This is a genomic window from Sphaerospermopsis kisseleviana CS-549 (assembly GCF_028329225.1).
GTDB lineage: Bacteria > Cyanobacteriota > Cyanobacteriia > Cyanobacteriales > Nostocaceae > Sphaerospermopsis > Sphaerospermopsis kisseleviana.
The window spans coordinates 1-17,381 of record NZ_JAQMTI010000101.1; the positions used below are offsets into that span (position 1 = coordinate 1).

A 17,381-nucleotide genomic window follows, 5' to 3' on the forward strand; every position below is an offset into this window, starting at 1 on the left:
CCAGTCACCAGTCACCAGTCCCCAGTCACCAGTCACCAGTCCCCAGTCCCCAGTTCGGAAACCCGTACAGAAAAGATTGTTGCCATTTGTTGCTGTTTTTCGGTAGATTAGCACTCAGGAGTTGAGAGTGCTAACTCTGGAGAAAAAATTTATGGCAGCCGTATCTCTAAGCGTATCTACAGTTAAACCTTTAGGCGATCGCGTTTTTGTAAAAGTGACCGCCGCTGAAGAAAAGACCGCAGGTGGTCTATATTTGCCCGACACCGCTAAGGAAAAACCCCAAGTAGGTGAAGTGGTAGCCCTTGGACCAGGCAAGCGGAATGATGACGGTAGCCGTCAAGAATTGGAAATTAAAGTCGGTGATAAAGTGCTGTACTCCAAGTACGCTGGCACAGACGTGAAGCTCGGCACTGATGAATATGTACTACTTTCTGAGAAAGACATTCTAGCAGTAGTCAGCTAATTGAGTGATGAGGGGTCAAACAATTCAAAAGTCAAAAGTCAAAAGTCAAAATTTGAATTTTAGATTTTGGATTTTGGATTTTGGATTTTGGATTTTGGATTGATATAAAATCACACCCCACTTCAGAACTGAAAACAGAAAATTGACAACCAACAAATAACCAATTCCAGAATTACACACCAGAATTACACAGATTATGGCAAAGCGCATTATTTACAACGAAAACGCCCGTCGCGCCCTTGAGCGTGGTATTGATATTCTGGCTGAAGCTGTTGCTGTCACCCTTGGACCCAAAGGTCGTAATGTAGTTTTAGAGAAGAAATTTGGCGCACCACAAATCGTCAATGATGGTGTTACCATCGCTAAAGAAATTGAATTAGAAGACCATATTGAAAATACTGGCGTTTCTTTGATTCGCCAAGCTGCTTCTAAGACCAATGACGCTGCTGGTGATGGTACAACCACCGCTACCGTTTTGGCTCATGCAATTGTTAAAGAAGGTTTACGGAACGTAGCTGCTGGCGCTAACGCAATTCTGTTGAAACGCGGTATTGATAAAGCTACTGCGTTTTTAGTAGAAAGAATTGCTGAACACGCTCGTCCTGTAGAAGATTCTAAGGCGATCGCTCAAGTCGGTGCTATCTCTGCTGGTAACGATGATGAAGTCGGCAGCATGATCGCCCAAGCTATGGATAAGGTGGGTAAAGAAGGTGTAATTTCCTTGGAAGAAGGAAAGTCCATGACCACCGAATTGGAAATTACCGAAGGTATGCGTTTTGATAAGGGTTATATTTCCCCTTACTTCGCTACCGATGCAGAACGGATGGAAGCGATTTTTGATGATCCTTATATCCTGCTCACCGATAAGAAAATTGCTTTGGTACAAGATTTAGTACCTGTACTTGAGCAAGTTGCACGTCAAGGTAAGCCCCTGGTTATTATCGCTGAAGATATTGAAAAAGAAGCTTTAGCTACTTTGGTTGTTAACCGTTTACGTGGTGTGCTGAACGTAGCTGCTGTAAAAGCTCCTGGTTTTGGCGATCGCCGGAAAGCGATGTTAGAAGATATCGCAGTTCTCACTGGTGGTCAAGTCATCACTGAAGATGCTGGTCTGAAGTTAGAAAGCACCAAGCTAGATGGCTTAGGTAAAGCTCGCCGCATCACCATCACCAAAGACAGCACCACCATTGTGGCTGAAGGTAACGAAGCTGGTGTTAAAGCTCGTTGCGAACAAATCCGTCGTCAGATGGATGAAACCGAATCTTCCTACGACAAGGAAAAACTGCAAGAGCGTTTGGCTAAATTATCCGGTGGTGTAGCTGTTGTGAAAGTTGGTGCAGCTACCGAAACCGAAATGAAAGACAAGAAGCTGCGTTTGGAAGATGCTATCAACGCAACCAAAGCTGCTGTAGAAGAAGGTATTGTTCCCGGTGGTGGTACAACCTTAGCTCACCTCGCTCCTCAGTTGGAAACTTGGGCTAACAGCAACCTCAAAAATGAAGAGTTGACTGGTGCTTTAATCGTCGTTCGTGCTTTACCTGCTCCTCTGAAAAGAATTGCAGAAAACGCTGGTCAAAACGGTGCTGTAATAGCTGAAAGAGTGAAAGAAAAAGATTTCAACATTGGTTTCAACGCTTCTACCAACGAATTTGTTGATATGTTGGAGGCTGGTATTGTTGATCCCGCTAAGGTAACTCGTTCTGCTTTGCAAAACGCTGCTTCTATCGCTGGTATGGTGTTGACAACTGAATGTATCATTGTTGACAAGCCAGAACCTAAAGATGCTGCTCCTGCTGCTGGTGCTGGTATGGGTGGCGGAGATTTCGATTACTAAGGTCTTTTGTTAGTTTGAATGATGGCCGCTTCCGTTGGGGGGCGGCTATTTTTTTTATGTCACGCAGAGGCGCAGAGAACGCAGAGAGAGGTTAATTCTGTCCGCTTTGTCTTAGGAGGTAGTCTAAGACTCTATCTATACGTTCTAGAGCAGCGCCTGTTGTGCGTTGAAATTCTTGGGTTTGTCTTTGAAATTCTTGGGTTTGTCTTTGAAATTCCTGGGTTTGTCTTTGAAATTCTTGCAGTTGTGATTGTTGCGCTTCATAGTTTCGATCCATTTTCAGCATCAGTGCTTCTAGTCTGTCAGTCCGTGCTTTTGTGATTTCCACGTCTTCACCCATTTTGTTAAATAAGCGTTGAGCATGAAAGACAAACTCATCAACTCGGCTTGATAGTTGATCTAACTGGGTTTGGGTGCGTTCTTGTTTGACGGTTAATTCTTGGAGATGTTGTTCTGTGGTCATGATGTTTTCTGCGGTTGTTGTTGACGGTTGGCCAATGCTTCCCCTAGTAAAATCGCCGCCATTTGGCTTTTGGTTCTTTGTTCTTTTTTGGCAATTTCTTCTAATGCTTGCCAGGTTTCATCAGGAATTACTGCGTTAAGTTTTTTACTCATTGATTCATAAGAAATATATAGGTTCTGACATCATCTTATGATTTGTTGGTGATTTTGTCTCATCTTATCAGCAGCTATTACATCATGATGTAATGCGTTTTTTTTAGCAATATAAATTTACAATTGTGTACAGTGTATGAAGGTATGTTTTTTATCTCACTACAGAGGTGCAGAGAAGCCAGTGATTTGGGGAGATCCGTGGGCGGGTTTCCCAACTTAAAGCAACAAATACAGAGGGGGAGGAGAATAAAAATAAACAAATCAATTTATCAGACAATCCTGATCTTGTAATATACTGATTAGGCTTAAATTTTGATTTTAATTATTAAGTATGGAAGATTATCAGGCAGCTTTTTTAGAACGCCATACTGATACTGAAACACTAAAGCCTTTGCGAAAAATAGGAGCTATGCACTTTGGTGGAATTACCATTGAGTGTCTATTAAAATCAATTATTTGTAATACTGTCTCTGGCGTTAACACTGAACAATTAAGAACACATAGTTACATGGAAATTTTGAAACAACATAATAAACTTAAATACAGAATTGATAATTTTGCAGCAGCTAGAAAATGGCTTGATCAAGTTGAAAATCCAATGGGTCAACATTTTATAGATTTGCGTTATTCTGGTGTTGAGCCTGATGAATCAAGTTATAAACTCTGGTTATACGCATACAAAAGTATTCAGAGTTGGTTAATCAAGCAAGCTGCTCAACTGTAAAGAGGTGATAAAATGCAAGAAAATTGGAAGTTATTACTAAAGCAGGAAATCAGAAATCAATATGTACATAATAAGTCCCAGGAATGGGTTGATCTCAATATTTCTACATCAGGCTTATTAAATTTAACTATTGTTAGTAATTATTTTTTAGGGTTATCTATTCCTCAACGTAAAGAACAAATTTTTGATTTACTGAAATCACAATCCTTTGATGTATCTCCCGGTTTTCTATCTCTATATACACCTCAAGAAGCAGATTCACTTAATATTTCACCGCCAGAAATTTCTGATATAACTTTAATCCAAACCTGGCAAGATTTAGCAATCCAAGCAGCAAACCCACAAAATCAATTAAATTTTCCTCAACGTCAACCTAGTTTACCTAGAACAGTTACATTTTATTCCTTTAAAGGTGGAGTAGGACGCACTACAGCATTAACTCATGTAGCTTGGATTTTAGCATTGAGAGGACGTAAAGTTGTAGCTGTAGATTTAGATTTGGAAGCACCAGGATTAAGTACAGCATTTAACCTCAACCCACAACCAAAATATGGTATTGTTGACTATTTTTATGAGCGTTCCTATTTACCAGAAGGGGTAGACCCAAGTATTTTAATTACTCACATATTTGGTGAAGTTAGAATACCAAATGCTACAGGAAGATTATTTGTTGTTCCTGCTGGTTGTTTGAGTCTTGACTATATTGCTAAAGTTGATGATCTTCATGCTACCACCGTGATTGATGGTAATGAAAATTTATGGTCTGTTTTTAAACGAGAAATTTATGAACAGTTAAAACCTGATATTATATTAATTGATTCTCGCACTGGAATTAATCAATGGGGTGCTTTATCTTTAATACAAGCTGCTGATGAAGCAATTATTTTTCTTTTCCCTAATGAACAAAATAAACAAGGGATAGAACTACTATTAAATTCACTAAATACCTTAGAAAATCTAGTCATCAACTTTGTTTTTTCTCCTGTTCCTGATCTTACAAAACTTGATAAAGTAAATGAAATTTATAAATCGTTTGTAAATGAAATAAAAATAGCGATAGATGAAGAATCTGAAATAGAAGATAATGAGCAATTAGAAATATTAGAACCTTTAGTAATTCCCTATCTTCAACCTATTGCTTTAGCTGATAATTACCCTGTCAGTGCTTTATTAGATTACTATAATAAAATTGTTAATTTAATTGATGAAGAAACCGACGAAATTGAAAGAACAAATATTTTAACTACTTCAGAAACACGCTGGAAAATTATTGAAAGTTTACAATTTCCTGAAGTAAATGCTGCGGAACAAAGACAAGATTTAAGTTTACTATTTCAGCGTACCAATGATTTTGATAAATTCTTAGATAATGCAACTTGTTTAATTAGAGGCAGAAAAGGAACAGGTAAAACTGCATTATACTGGCTATTTCTTCAACATGAAAATTTTGCTAAAAAACTAGCTCGTGGTAGATTAGATAACACGATATTTATATCAGCACATGGGAGATTCCAAGTAAGTCGTCCATCTCGTGATGAATTTCAGATTATTCATCAACGCTTACAAGACAATAATGCCACTTGGGAGGCATTTTGGCGAGCTTATTTATTACTCAGATGTTATCAAGAAAATTTATTTACTTTTCCAAAAGGAAAGAAAGGTGAAAAATTTACTCCTATCAAATCAATTTTCACTAATTTAGATTCGGAATTATGGCAAGCTGAAAATATTACCGCTTTGTTAGAATTATCTACATCTGAACTACGTTTAATAGTAAAAGATGCTATTAACATGATTATTCATGAAGAAGTCAAAACTAAAGGTCAAAAAATTTGGTTTCTTTATGATGATTTAGATGAAGATTTTTCTGAAGCGGGAGAAGTAAGACAATCTGCATTATCGGGATTATTTCAATTAGTTCAATCTTGTGATGCTAACAGATTAACAGAAATTAGATTTAAAATTTTCTTGAGAGAGGATATATGGAATCGTTTGATTTTTGATAATAAAAGTCATTTTACTGGACGTGATCTAATTTTACAATGGACTAGGGTTGATTTTTTAAGATTAGCTTTGCGTCAAGCAATACAATCTCCTGATTTTAAGAATTTGGTAAATAGATTTTCTCCCATTGCTGAAGATGCGATTGATCAAACTACTGAAGATGCAATTGATAAAGCTTTAGAATTACTTTGGGGAAGTCGTCGCAGAAAAGGAGACAAAGCTAAATATGTATCTCGATGGGTTCATGAAAGATTAACGGATTCTAGTGGTACTACTTTTCCTCGCAGTTTAAGCATTTTATTAGCGGGTGCAAAGGAACAAGAATTAAGCTATCAAGGGAAGTCATCAATTCAACCTCCAACAGATCGTTTATTACGCAGTAAATCTTTAGAAATTGGATTGCAAAAAGCTTCAAAACAACGATGTGATGAAATTAAAGAAGAATATCGTTATCTCACTAGATTTTTTGATTCTCTCAAACAACAATCAGCTTTTTTATCTAAGGAAGAATTATCTGAATTATGGGAAAAGTCAGCAAAAAATATAGCAGGGTTTGAAGAGTTTGCATCTTTTTTAAATGAAATTGGTTTGATTGAATGGCGAGAAAGAGAAAAAAGATATAAGGTTGCTGATATTTATGTTTATGGATTTGAAATGATAAAAAAAGGTGCTGTATAGAAATATTTTGATTGAGTTTAATTAATTAACAGCTAAAAATTAATCTATTTGGACTGTAACAAATATCATAAATGCTATAATAATGATCTAACCTAAATTTTCAGGAGCATAACCCATGACTCAAAGTATTAACCAACAATCCAATTATCAAAAATTAACCGCAATTGTTAACAACTTGATTGACAATAATCCTCTTTATCTAGAAAATCTTAATAGACAGGAAATGATTGACAACATCAATCATAACTTCGATCCCGCATTTGTCCCTGATGTAAATAGCATTTCCGAAGAATCATTAACTAAACGAATTAAAAGTATTTTATCTTTACATTTAGTCTCAGGAATGCTAAATGATTTTACTCCAGAACAAATGCAAATTTTTGATGAATCTGTAAAGCGTGGTAGTTAAATGGGTTATTTATTAGATACTAATATTGTTTCTGCATCACTCAAGCAAAATTTACACGTCGCATTAAAAATTACAGAAATGCGTCGTCGAGGTGAATTGATTGCTATTAGTGGTATAACTTACTATGAAGTACAAAGAGGACTTTTAAGAAGCAATGCCACTAAAAAATTAGCCTTGTTTGCACAATTTTGTCAAGATTATCCTGTTTTATTTTTAGATGATTTGAGGATATTTCAGAAAGCCTCAGAAATTCATGCTGATTTAACAAATAAGGGTAAAATTATTCAGGATGCAGATATTTTGATAGCTGCTACTGCTATTGTTCATAATTTAATTTTAGTTTCTCATGATTCTGATTTAACTAGGGTTAATGATTTACAGTTAGAAAACTGGTTAATTTCTTAGTTAAGAAAGAAAATCTTACTTATTGTCTGCTAAGAGTGCAGTCAGATTTTCTAAAATCTCATTTTCTTCTTTTCTCACAGCTTCTAATCTCATCAACAACTTTGTTATTTCCTGCTTTGTATCTAAACTGATATTATCAGCAATTGCATTATTCAATATCAAACTATTATCTTCCGATTTCTTAAATTTGAACCCAGAAAATAATAATTTAGAGATATTCTTAAACCCAAAAGAAAACATTGCATAAATCAACTTGAGAGGAGTTTTCAAGGTAAATAACAAACCTTGATCCAATATCTTGCTAAATAGTTGAAATATTTTCCAGATTATATAAATACCTAAAAATATCATGAAAGCAGTAATAACAGGATGATTAACTGCTAAAGTTAATAATTTCATTATCCACGAAATTGTAGGATGATTATCAATCCAAGTTGTCATAGTATCCCATTGATGATTAAAAAAATTATTAATAGCATTTTCTATAGCACTAGAAACTGAATTAGTTAAATTTCCTGCTTGTTTAGCACTTTCAGTAAAACTATCAACAGCGTGGTTTTTTACCTGATTAACATTATCAATTACACTGGATGTAGTGGTAGTTAACGCATCTTTAGCTTGAGTTGCTGTTTCAGTTATTTTATTAATTACTTTTCCTGTAGAATTACTAACTGTATTTGTTGCACCTTGGAAGGTTTCAGTTAAAGATTGACTGGTTTTTTCTGCTGTTTCTGAAAAACTATTCAATGATTTATCGGTAACTTGTGTCAGTGTATTAACTGTTTTTTCTGTTGTGTCTGTGACGAAGTTTTTTGTATTTTCCCAACTGTGGGAAACTGTATCGGTGATCGAAGATAAGTTGCTAGTATTGATGATGTTTAGCATAATGCAGTTATCGGATTTGTTTTAATGATTACACATTACAGATATTTTCAGGTAAATAAACCACATTTTGATTTAGGTTTCGCGTCAACAATGTAGGGGTGAAGCATTCGGACCATTAATTATCGGTTTTTACCTAAGACTATCATCCGAATGCTTCGCCCTGACTGTGGTCTAAAGACATGAAAACTGCTGTAACATAAGTTTAATATGCAACGGATAAAGTTTGCAAATCCGTAAATATATTTAAAAAAAACTTAATAATTAATTATGTTTTGTATGATTTAGTAGTGTAGGTAGTATCTAAGTTAATTAGATCCAGATTCCCGACTTCTGTTATTTATTGTGTCCATAAATGATAAATTTATCTCAGAAGTCGGGGATCTTATCGCCTCACCTGAATTATGATGAAGCACCCTATTTTATTACCTACAATAAACTAGCCATGAGTGGTGTATACATCACACTATTATCAACTCTGTTCATAAATTCTTTAGCTAATTCTATCATGACTTCATGGGCATCACCATATTTTTGTTTATAGGTTAATTGATGATTAAAATCCAAACCTTCAGCTATTTTTGATCTTTCTGGTATTCTTGTGGCAAAAGTTGGGGGAAAGAAGGGATTCACAATAATAAAATTCAAGTTGTGGGTTTGGGAAACAGTGCTGTTATAACGGGAAATTAAAGTACCAATGGGACTAATTTTATGGTCGTAATCTTTTTTAAATTGAGTTATTTGTTCTAACAAAAGTTCTAAACCGTGAATTGACATTCTGCTAGGTACACAAGGAATTAAACAAAAATCACTAGCAAAAAATGCACTTTTAATTACATTATTAATACTAGGCGGACAATCTATTAAAATGTAATCGTATTTTTCTAATAAAGGATTGATAATGTTATGTAAAATTGCTACTGCATTGGCTGGTAAATATTCCTGAACTTCAAATAATCGCGGACTGCTAGGAATTAAATGTAAACAATTAAAAGAGTTTTTATTTCTGAGATTGGAAACGTTTTCTTTAACTATGAACTTCTCACTATTACCCTTTTCTAAAAAGTAATCTGCGTTTTTCAAAAGAAAAGGTAAAGTCAATCCTTTTTGATTGTATTGCCATTCCCAATCTTCTTCTGACATCAAGGCGCTAGTGAGGTTACTCTGGGGATCTAAGTCAATAGCGAGTACCCGTTTACCATACATGGTATCGCCGGCTAAATATTCTGCTAAGGCCATGACGATGGTAGTTTTGCCAACTCCACCTTTGAGGTTGCAAACACTGATTACTTTCGCTGTCATAGTTTTTGGTAGATGGATACATTAGGGGTATATAATTATATTGTTGCCTAAAATTGTAGAAAATTAACAAGTAAAAATTGCTCTATTTATAAATGACTCCTAACACCCAAATAGATACCCCAATAAATAAAAGTTGGCATGGTAAACTTCATTTAGTCTATGCTAAACGCCAAGATTCTACACAATTAATTTATAACCACAACCAAGCACCTTTAAAAATTCAACGTCCTTTTTATCCAGAGGGTGAAAAAATATGTCATAGTGTGATTTTACATACTGCTGGAGGTGTGGTGGGGGGCGATCGCCTATCTTCCAAAATTCACTTGCAAGAAGATACACAAGTATTAATAACTACTGCTACTGCTGCTAAAATATATCGTAGTAATGGATTACAAGCACAACAAACTGTAAATATTCAAGTTGATGCTGGTGCTTGTTTAGAATATTTACCCCAAGAAACAATTTTATTTAATGGTGCAGTTTATCGCCAGGATTTGCGAGTAAAATTAGCTACAGGAAGTAGTTTTTTAGGGTGGGAAATTACGAGATTTGGTAGAAGTGCGAGAGGAGAAAAATTTGTACAGGGAGAGATGCGATCGCACACAGAAATATGGCAAAATAATCAACCATTGTGGATTGATAGACAATATTTACCCGGTAGGGAAGAAATATTTCACAGTCCCCACGGTTTAGCAGGAAAACCCGTTATTGGTAGTTTTGTGTGCGTTGGGGTTCCCATATCACAGGAAATTATTAAACAAGCACGTTCTTTAATTATTCACAACTCTATCAATAACTCTGATGCTGGAGTAACTCGTTTAGAACATGGATTTTTGTGTCGATATCGTGGTAATTCTACATCGGAAGCAAGAAATTGGTTTACAAATATTTGGCAAAATTTACGAATATCGTTGTTAAATCGTGGTAATTGTATTCCTAGAGTTTGGCAGATTTGAAAAAGCATTCAGCCGTCAGCTATCAGCTATCAGCTATTAACTAAAGGATAAAAGATAAGAAGAAATATAGAGGAAAAAACAATGCAACTAACACCGCAAGAAAAGGATAAATTATTAATATTTACTGCTGCTTTGGTAGCAGAAAGAAGAAAAAATAGAGGTTTAAAATTAAATTATCCCGAAGCGGTAGCTTTTATTTCCGCCGCGATTTTAGAAGGTGCAAGAGATGGACAAACCGTAGCAGAATTAATGAGTTATGGAACAACTTTATTAACACGAGATGATGTGATGGAAGGTGTACCAGAAATGATTCATGAAGTACAGATAGAGGCAACTTTTCCTGATGGAACAAAATTAGTAACTGTACATAATCCTATTCGTTAGAAAAGATTAAAATAGGAGAAAGTACAAATCAAGGAAAAACAATATGAGATTAAAATCAGTTAATATTCAAGGTTATCGTCCTTTTAGGAATTTTGCAGCACCATTAGAACCACTAGAAATTATTGTTGGTGCAAATGGTGCAGGTAAGTCAAGTTTATTTGAATTTCTCAAATTTTTACGAGATAGTCTTTTTCAAGATATACCTCCAGAAATAGTTCCTGGTTCTATTGGACAACAGATTTTTCATATTCCGGGACCAGAAAAGTTTCAATGGGATATTGAAATTGATACAGGTCTTCCAATTGGTATTAGATATTTAGGAGAACTCATTGGTCCAGTTGGTAGAACTCAGGTTTCCTATGAACGAGTAGAATCATCTCAACCTTTTAGCGATAAATATAGTAATCCATACATATATATGGATATTCAAGGTAATAAAGGAGTGGTGCAAAATCCTGATACTAAAAAATTTACACAGCAAGAAATTGCCTTAAAACGACCTAATCAACTTGCTTTAAGTGCAATGACAAATCCATCATTAGAAACTTTATATAACTTACGTGACTATATTCGAGAATGGAGATTTTATAGTTCATTTAATATAGCAAATGATAAAATTCGGAAATCAGTACCCATTGAACAACAACCGATTTTACATGAAGATGCAGGTAATTTAAGTTCAGTTCTTTTCTCTTTAATGACTGAACATATAACAGCATTTGATGAACTACAACAACATTTACGTTCTGTCATTCCTGGTTTTAAAGGTTTAACAGTAAAAGCACGAGGGGGACCAGGAGAAGTTATAGCATTTTGGCAAGAATCAGGAGTTGATCAAGAATTAAGTTTAGCTGATTTATCAGATGGAATTTTGCGGTTAATTTGTTGGATTTGTTTATGTGTACAACCAAATCCACCATCTTTAATTTGTATTGATGAACCAGATCAAGGTGTACATCCCCGTACACTTCCGGTTCTAGCTGGTTTATTTGAAAAAGCATCTGAACGCACACAAATTTTATTAGCAACTCACTCATCTTATTTTCTCACACAGTTTGATATTTCTCAAATTGCTGTACTTAGAAAAGAAAATGGAGAAGCAAAATTTATTAAGCCTGGAAATTCGCCAATTTTAATTGATATGCTTGATGATTTCGGTTCAGATGAAATAGAACAATTACACCGTAGCGATGAACTAGAGAGACTTCCATGAGAATTTTAGTTTATGTTGAGGGGACATCTGATAAATCAGCAATGGAAGCATTACTAGCACCATTAATTGAAGAGAAACTAAACCAGGGTATAAGTATTGAATTTTTTGCTGTTAAAGGTAATGATAATAGTAGAGGTGGAGATGCTAAAAAAGATTTATTAACTCAAACTCCAATTAGAGCAGTGAATATTCTGAAAAATCAGCAAGATTCAACTGTAGTTATTATACCTGATTTATATCCTAAAAATAAAGGGTTTCCTCATGAAACCTGTGCAGAATTAGTACAAGGAATTTTCAATAATTTTGAACAAGCATTACACCGCAAAGGAATTAATGATCGCCGATTAGAAGAACGCTTGAAAGTGTTCTGCTTTCAGCATGATTTAGAAGCATTAATTTTAGCTGCTGAAAGTGAATTATCAAGTATCCTTGGCATTAATAATATAACACAAACATGGACAATCCCAGTTGAAGACCAAAATCATGACATTCCACCTAAAAGAATAGTAGAGGAGATATTCAAAAACTATGGTAAACGTTATAAAGAATCTATAGATGCACCAAGAATTTTAGGAATTGCTAGATATCAAGATATAGCAGAACTATGTCCACAAGCTTTTAAACCCTTTGTACAATTTTTAGAAAATTTGTAAATTAGGAGACATCCAGTTATGATCCCCGGAGAAATCATTACCCCCCCAGGAGAAATCGAACTCAACGTAAATCGTCCCACCACTAAATTAATAGTAGCAAACACCGGAGACAGACCCATACAAATTGGTTCACACTTTCACTTTTATGAAGTCAATAACGCCCTACAATTTGACAGAGAAAAAGCACGAGGAATGAGATTAGACATCCCCGCAGGAACAGCAGTCAGATTTGAACCAGGAGACGAAAAAGAAATCACCCTTATTCCCCTAGTTGGTACACGCCAAATCTACGGATTCAACAACAAAATCAACGGAAAACTCTAAACCTCTCTCTTAAACCTCTCTCTGCGCCTCTGCGCGACGGACACTTTGCTCAAGTCGGGAAACCCGCCCACACAAGTGTCCTCCTCTGCGTGATACAAAAAAGGATAAAAAAATGCCCTACAAAATGAACCGCCGCGCCTACGCTGACACCTACGGACCAACAGTAGGCGACAAAATTAGATTAGCAGACACCGAACTATTTATAGAAGTAGAAAGAGACTTTACAACCTACGGTGATGAAGTGAAATTTGGAGGTGGTAAAGTAATTAGAGATGGCATGGGACAATCTCCTATTTCTAACGCCGATGGTGCTGTAGACTTAGTAATTACTAATGCTTTGATTCTCGATTGGTGGGGTATTGTAAAAGCAGATATCGGCATTAAAGATGGTAAAATTTATAAAATTGGTAAAGCCGGAAATCCCTATATTCAAGATAATATAGATATTATTATTGGACCGGGAACAGAAGCTTTAGCCGGTGAAGGAATGATACTCACCGCAGGGGGAATAGATACCCACATCCATTTTATCTGTCCTCAACAAATAGAAGTAGCGATCGCCTCCGGTATCACAACCATGATCGGTGGAGGAACAGGACCAGCTACGGGAACAAATGCCACAACTTGCACACCAGGACCATGGAATATTTACCGAATGCTGCAAGCTGCTGACGCTTTCCCTGTTAACTTGGGATTTTTAGGCAAAGGTAACACCAGTCAGCCCCAAGCTCTGAGAGAACAAGTAGAAGCCGGGGTAATAGGTTTAAAACTCCATGAAGATTGGGGAACAAACCCTGCAACTATTGATACTTGTTTAACCATTGCCGATGAATATGATGTACAAGTAGCAATTCACACTGATACATTAAACGAAGCCGGTTTTGTGGAAGATACCATCGCTGCTTTTAAACATCGTGCTATTCACACCTACCACACCGAAGGCGCTGGGGGAGGACACGCACCGGATATTATTAAAGTTTGTGGACAAACCAACGTTTTACCATCTTCCACTAACCCCACCCGTCCCTATACGTTTAATACCTTAGATGAACACCTAGATATGTTAATGGTATGTCATCACTTAGATCCTAGTATTCCTGAAGATGTTGCCTTTGCTGAATCCCGTATTCGTAGAGAAACTATCGCTGCTGAAGATATTTTACACGATTTAGGCGCGTTTAGTATGATAGCTTCTGACTCTCAAGCAATGGGAAGAGTAGGAGAGGTAATAATTAGAACTTGGCAAACTGCCCATAAAATGAAAGTTCAACGGGGAACACTCTCCCCTCGCCTTGTAGGAGAGGGGTTGGGGGAGAGGTCAGACAATTTCCGCGCTAAAAGATATGTTGCGAAATACACAATAAACCCAGCCATTACACATGGTATTGCTGACTATGTTGGTTCTGTGGAAGAGGGAAAAATTGCTGATTTGTGTTTATGGCAACCTGCGTTTTTTGGTGTTAAACCAGAAATAGTTATTAAAGGAGGAATGATTGCTTGGTCACAAATGGGTGATGCTAATGCTAGTATTCCCACTCCTCAACCTGTTCATACTCGTCCTATGTTTGGCAGTTTTGCCGGTGCGCGTCATGCAACATCATTAACTTTTATTTCTCAAGTCGGTTTAGAAAGAGAAATTCCCCAAATGTTGGGTTTGAAAAAATCAATTGTTGCGGTTTCGGGAACTCGCCAAATTACTAAGCTAGATATGAAATTAAATGATGCTTTACCGCAAATTGAAGTAGATCCAGAAACTTATGAAGTTCGTGCAGATGGGGAATTATTAACCTGTGAACCTGCAACGGTTTTACCAATGGCGCAAAGATACTTTTTGTTTTGACTCCTGTACGGGCGAAGTAGGGGCGAAGCATTCGGAAAATAGCCTGTTCAGAAAATTGATAATTTGTCGCCCGAATGCTTCGCCCTTACAGGAAAATAGGCTTGGAGAAAAATTGATAATTAGTCGCCCGAATGCTTCGCCCTTACAGGAAAATAGGCTTGGAGAAAAATTGATAATTAGTCGCCCGAATGCTTCGCCCCTACCACTCCTGACTCCTGACTTTTGACTCCTGACTTTTGATTTTCTATGCTTCTAAAATCTGAATTTCATCAAGTTGATTAATTACCACATCTGCACCTTTAACATTATCTGTATTATTAACCCAAGTAATACCAATACAACCGGCAGCTTTAGCATGACGCGCCATTTGCATATCACCCACTGAATCGCCTACCATCAAAGTAGCTCCCGGTGGTATGCCTAAAGTTTGGCAAGCCTGTAAAAATAATATTGGATCCGGTTTACTCGGACCTTCATCAACTCCCATTTCTAATTGCAGGTAATCTCTGAGATGATGAGTGATGACAAATTTTTGCACTTCCCCAGTGGTTGCGGCTGAAAGAATACCCAGTTTTAATCCTGCTGCTGATAGTGATCTTAAAACATCCAAGACACCTGGGAAAAGAGGTGCTGGAGTTTGACTCACATATTGATCAGCTTCTGCTAAGGCTTGACGAGCAATTTTTAAAGACTCAAACCAACCTCTTCCAGTTTCGGCTATGTAAGCAGCAGCAGCTACTTCGGTTTCTTTGCGACTAGCTACAGACATTAAACCAGCAGGATCTAAAATATTGCCATTAATACCAAAAGCCATTAATAATGGTTCGCCAATACCGGGAATTTGCGCGTCTATGATCCGTGCTGCTTTTTGTCCGAGCGATCGCAAATAGGTTTCTGAGTCTTCCAATGTACCATTTTTGTCAAATAAAATCGCTTGAATATGAGAAAAGGTGATGTCTCTACATTTGATAGTTATCATATTAGAAGGAGATCAAGGAGTCAGAAGTCAGAAGTCAGGAGTCAGGAGTCAGGAGGTAGGAAGCAGGGGAGATGGGGAGATGGGGGAAATTATTTGTATTTTCCCAATCACCAGTCACCAATCACCAATCACCATAAATAAAAAAAGAGGGATATTCCCTCTTTATTAAATACTTTGTTGCAAATAATCACAACTACAGATATATTACTCTTCAATAGCTGCTGGAATTTCCTCTTCAACTTCAGTTGCTGGTGGAATTTCTGCTTCAGCTACAGCTTCTACTCCTTCAACTGGTGCAGCTTCTGCTGCTTCCGCTGGTGCAACAGCTATACCCTGCTGTTTAGCTAACATTTGTTCCCTATACTTAGCTGCCATTTCTTCAGCCTTATCATAGACCAAATCGCGGTTTTTGATCATATCACCGGGTTCTGGTTCTAACTGCTTGGTAGACAGCGAAATGCGTCCTCTTTCTGCATCCAAATCAATGATCATGACTTTCAATTCATCATTGACATTAAACACGCTGTGAGGTGTGTCAATATGCTCGTGGGAAATCTCAGAAATGTGGAGTAGTCCGCTAACACCGCCGATGTCAATAAATGCACCGTAGGGTTTGATACCGCGAACAGTACCAATTACTACTTCGCCAACCTCTAAGCGGTTCATCTTGCGCTCAACCAGCGCCCGACGATGGGAGAGAACCAAACGGTTGCGTTCTTCATCTACTTCTAGGAATTTTAAGGGTAATTCTTCCCCTACCAATTCTTCTTTTGGTTTGCGGGTACTAATATGAGAACCGGGGATAAAACCACGTAGTCCCTCAATGCGTACCAATGCGCCCCCACGATTAGTAGCAAACACACCAGAACGGACAGTAGCATCTTCTGCCTGTAATTGCCGTACTCTTTCCCATGCTCTCATGTATTCAATACGACGAATGGACAGGGTTAACTGACCATCTTCGTTTTCATCAGTGAGGATGAAAAATTCCCGTGTTTCGTTTGATTGTAAGACTTCTTCCGGGGCATCAACCCGGTTAATAGACATTTCCTGTATAGGTATGTATGCTGCTGTTTTAGCACCAATGTCAATCAGAGCGCCGCGCGGCTCTATACTAAACACTGTACCTGGTACTATATCACCAGGGCTGAAGTGATAATCGTACTTATCAAGTAGAGCAGCGAAATCTTCGTGAGTAAATCCAATTTCTGTAGCGGTTAAATTCTGATTGACCATGCTGTTTTGTTCCTGGTTCTAGTCTCCGTAAGTTTTTGTCACAATTAATGATGTATATGCGAGGGCTTTTAAATAAGTCTACACTTACATCCTTGTTAATCCTAGCGCAGAAGAGCTAGGTTCACACATATTATCTTCCAGATATGATATTATATCACATCCCAAAATTTTTTTCACTTTTTGCAAGTTAGGGGTCAGTAGTCAGCAGTCAGCACTATATCAAAATATTATCCGTTGCCACATAAATATGCAGCAACGGATTTGAATCTTACTTAAAAAAGTGTTAAGTCTGAGATAGCTGAAAGCTAACCGCTGACAGTGTTTAACTTCTTAGTCTTTCTCTTTTCTCTCAAAGCGGGGAGGTTCGCGAAATGCGATCGCAAAAAAGAGAACACCTATTGCTAGGGTCAAAATCAAAATGTATGCAACGCTTTCCATATTAGGATTTCCTGCCTATCCAGCCAGTAATTTTAGTTTACC

At 37.0% G+C, this 17,381-nt stretch carries 19 protein-coding genes; 12 read left to right on the plus strand and 7 right to left on the minus strand.

All coding sequences use genetic code 11. The features are described 5' to 3' along the window. Positions 1 to 151: 151 nt before the first annotated feature. Together groES and groL are read left to right on the plus strand one after the other, a co-directional pair. A complete protein-coding gene (gene groES / locus PN497_RS08110; protein WP_096572532.1) occupies positions 152 to 463 on the plus strand; it encodes a co-chaperone GroES in 312 nt (103 codons plus the stop codon). Between the two features lie 196 nt (positions 464 to 659). Beyond that, positions 660 to 2,297 (plus strand): chaperonin GroEL, encoded by a 1,638-nt coding sequence (gene groL, locus PN497_RS08115; protein ID WP_096565147.1) that lies wholly within the window; start codon positions 660 to 662, stop codon positions 2,295 to 2,297. A 91-nt stretch (positions 2,298 to 2,388) separates the two neighbouring features. Here groL and PN497_RS08120 read toward each other — a convergent pair whose 3' ends face one another. After that, positions 2,389 to 2,760: a hypothetical protein gene (locus PN497_RS08120; protein WP_272109902.1), complete on the minus strand. Its 372-nt coding sequence runs from the start codon at positions 2,758 to 2,760 to the stop codon at positions 2,389 to 2,391. Beyond that, positions 2,757 to 2,912 (minus strand): ribbon-helix-helix domain-containing protein, encoded by a 156-nt coding sequence (locus PN497_RS08125; protein WP_096565145.1) that lies wholly within the window; start codon positions 2,910 to 2,912, stop codon positions 2,757 to 2,759. Before PN497_RS08125 ends, PN497_RS08120 begins: the two co-directional genes overlap by 4 nt. Positions 2,913 to 3,243: 331 nt before the next feature. On the opposite strand from PN497_RS08125, the gene PN497_RS08130 reads away from it, so the two are divergent. From PN497_RS08130 to PN497_RS08145, 4 genes are all read left to right on the plus strand, one after another. Next, positions 3,244 to 3,636, plus strand: a complete 393-nt coding sequence (locus tag PN497_RS08130; protein WP_096565143.1) for a hypothetical protein — start codon at positions 3,244 to 3,246, stop codon at positions 3,634 to 3,636. 12 nt (positions 3,637 to 3,648) lie between these two features. Then, the gene (locus tag PN497_RS08135; protein ID WP_096565141.1) at positions 3,649 to 6,318 is read left to right on the plus strand and encodes a ParA family protein; all 2,670 of its coding nucleotides are present in this window, start codon (positions 3,649 to 3,651) and stop codon (positions 6,316 to 6,318) included. Between the two features lie 115 nt (positions 6,319 to 6,433). Further along, positions 6,434 to 6,727: a hypothetical protein gene (locus PN497_RS08140; RefSeq protein WP_096565139.1), complete on the plus strand. Its 294-nt coding sequence runs from the start codon at positions 6,434 to 6,436 to the stop codon at positions 6,725 to 6,727. Continuing rightward, positions 6,728 to 7,132: a type II toxin-antitoxin system VapC family toxin gene (locus PN497_RS08145; RefSeq protein ID WP_096565137.1), complete on the plus strand. Its 405-nt coding sequence runs from the start codon at positions 6,728 to 6,730 to the stop codon at positions 7,130 to 7,132. A gap of 15 nt (positions 7,133 to 7,147) precedes the next feature. Here PN497_RS08145 and PN497_RS08150 read toward each other — a convergent pair whose 3' ends face one another. Further along, positions 7,148 to 8,017 (minus strand): hypothetical protein, encoded by an 870-nt coding sequence (locus PN497_RS08150; protein WP_096565135.1) that lies wholly within the window; start codon positions 8,015 to 8,017, stop codon positions 7,148 to 7,150. Positions 8,018 to 8,443: 426 nt separating this feature from the next. Next, positions 8,444 to 9,316 (minus strand): ParA family protein, encoded by an 873-nt coding sequence (locus PN497_RS08155; protein ID WP_096565133.1) that lies wholly within the window; start codon positions 9,314 to 9,316, stop codon positions 8,444 to 8,446. Between the two features lie 92 nt (positions 9,317 to 9,408). Between PN497_RS08155 and PN497_RS08160 the strand changes: the two genes are divergently transcribed. The 6 genes from PN497_RS08160 to ureC all read left to right on the plus strand — a co-directional run bounded on the left by PN497_RS08160 (position 9,409) and on the right by ureC (position 14,686). Next, on the plus strand, positions 9,409 to 10,272 hold the full coding sequence (locus PN497_RS08160; RefSeq protein ID WP_096565131.1) for an urease accessory protein UreD: 864 nt from the start codon (positions 9,409 to 9,411) through the stop codon (positions 10,270 to 10,272). Positions 10,273 to 10,353: 81 nt separating this feature from the next. Beyond that, positions 10,354 to 10,656, plus strand: coding sequence for an urease subunit gamma (gene ureA / locus PN497_RS08165; RefSeq protein ID WP_096565128.1), 303 nt, complete (start codon positions 10,354 to 10,356; stop codon positions 10,654 to 10,656). Between the two features lie 43 nt (positions 10,657 to 10,699). Further along, complete coding sequence (locus PN497_RS08170; protein WP_096565126.1) at positions 10,700 to 11,869, plus strand: AAA family ATPase; 1,170 nt, start codon at positions 10,700 to 10,702, stop codon at positions 11,867 to 11,869. Then, complete coding sequence (locus PN497_RS08175; RefSeq protein ID WP_096565124.1) at positions 11,866 to 12,522, plus strand: DUF4276 family protein; 657 nt, start codon at positions 11,866 to 11,868, stop codon at positions 12,520 to 12,522. Before PN497_RS08170 ends, PN497_RS08175 begins: the two co-directional genes overlap by 4 nt. An 18-nt stretch (positions 12,523 to 12,540) precedes the next feature. Continuing rightward, complete coding sequence (locus PN497_RS08180) at positions 12,541 to 12,846, plus strand: urease subunit beta (RefSeq protein ID WP_096565122.1); 306 nt, start codon at positions 12,541 to 12,543, stop codon at positions 12,844 to 12,846. 112 nt (positions 12,847 to 12,958) lie between these two features. After that, on the plus strand, positions 12,959 to 14,686 hold the full coding sequence (gene ureC, locus PN497_RS08185) for an urease subunit alpha (protein ID WP_096565120.1): 1,728 nt from the start codon (positions 12,959 to 12,961) through the stop codon (positions 14,684 to 14,686). Between the two features lie 244 nt (positions 14,687 to 14,930). Here the strand turns inward: ureC and PN497_RS08190 are convergent, their stop codons facing one another. The 3 genes from PN497_RS08190 to PN497_RS08200 all read right to left on the minus strand — a co-directional run bounded on the left by PN497_RS08190 (position 14,931) and on the right by PN497_RS08200 (position 17,339). Next, the gene (locus tag PN497_RS08190; RefSeq protein ID WP_096565118.1) at positions 14,931 to 15,665 is read right to left on the minus strand and encodes an HAD family hydrolase; all 735 of its coding nucleotides are present in this window, start codon (positions 15,663 to 15,665) and stop codon (positions 14,931 to 14,933) included. Positions 15,666 to 15,869: 204 nt separating this feature from the next. After that, positions 15,870 to 16,901: a 30S ribosomal protein S1 gene (locus tag PN497_RS08195; RefSeq protein ID WP_096565116.1), complete on the minus strand. Its 1,032-nt coding sequence runs from the start codon at positions 16,899 to 16,901 to the stop codon at positions 15,870 to 15,872. Positions 16,902 to 17,231: 330 nt separating this feature from the next. Next, positions 17,232 to 17,339: a photosystem II reaction center protein T gene (locus PN497_RS08200; protein ID WP_013192567.1), complete on the minus strand. Its 108-nt coding sequence runs from the start codon at positions 17,337 to 17,339 to the stop codon at positions 17,232 to 17,234. Between the last annotated feature and the right edge of the window lie 42 nt (positions 17,340 to 17,381).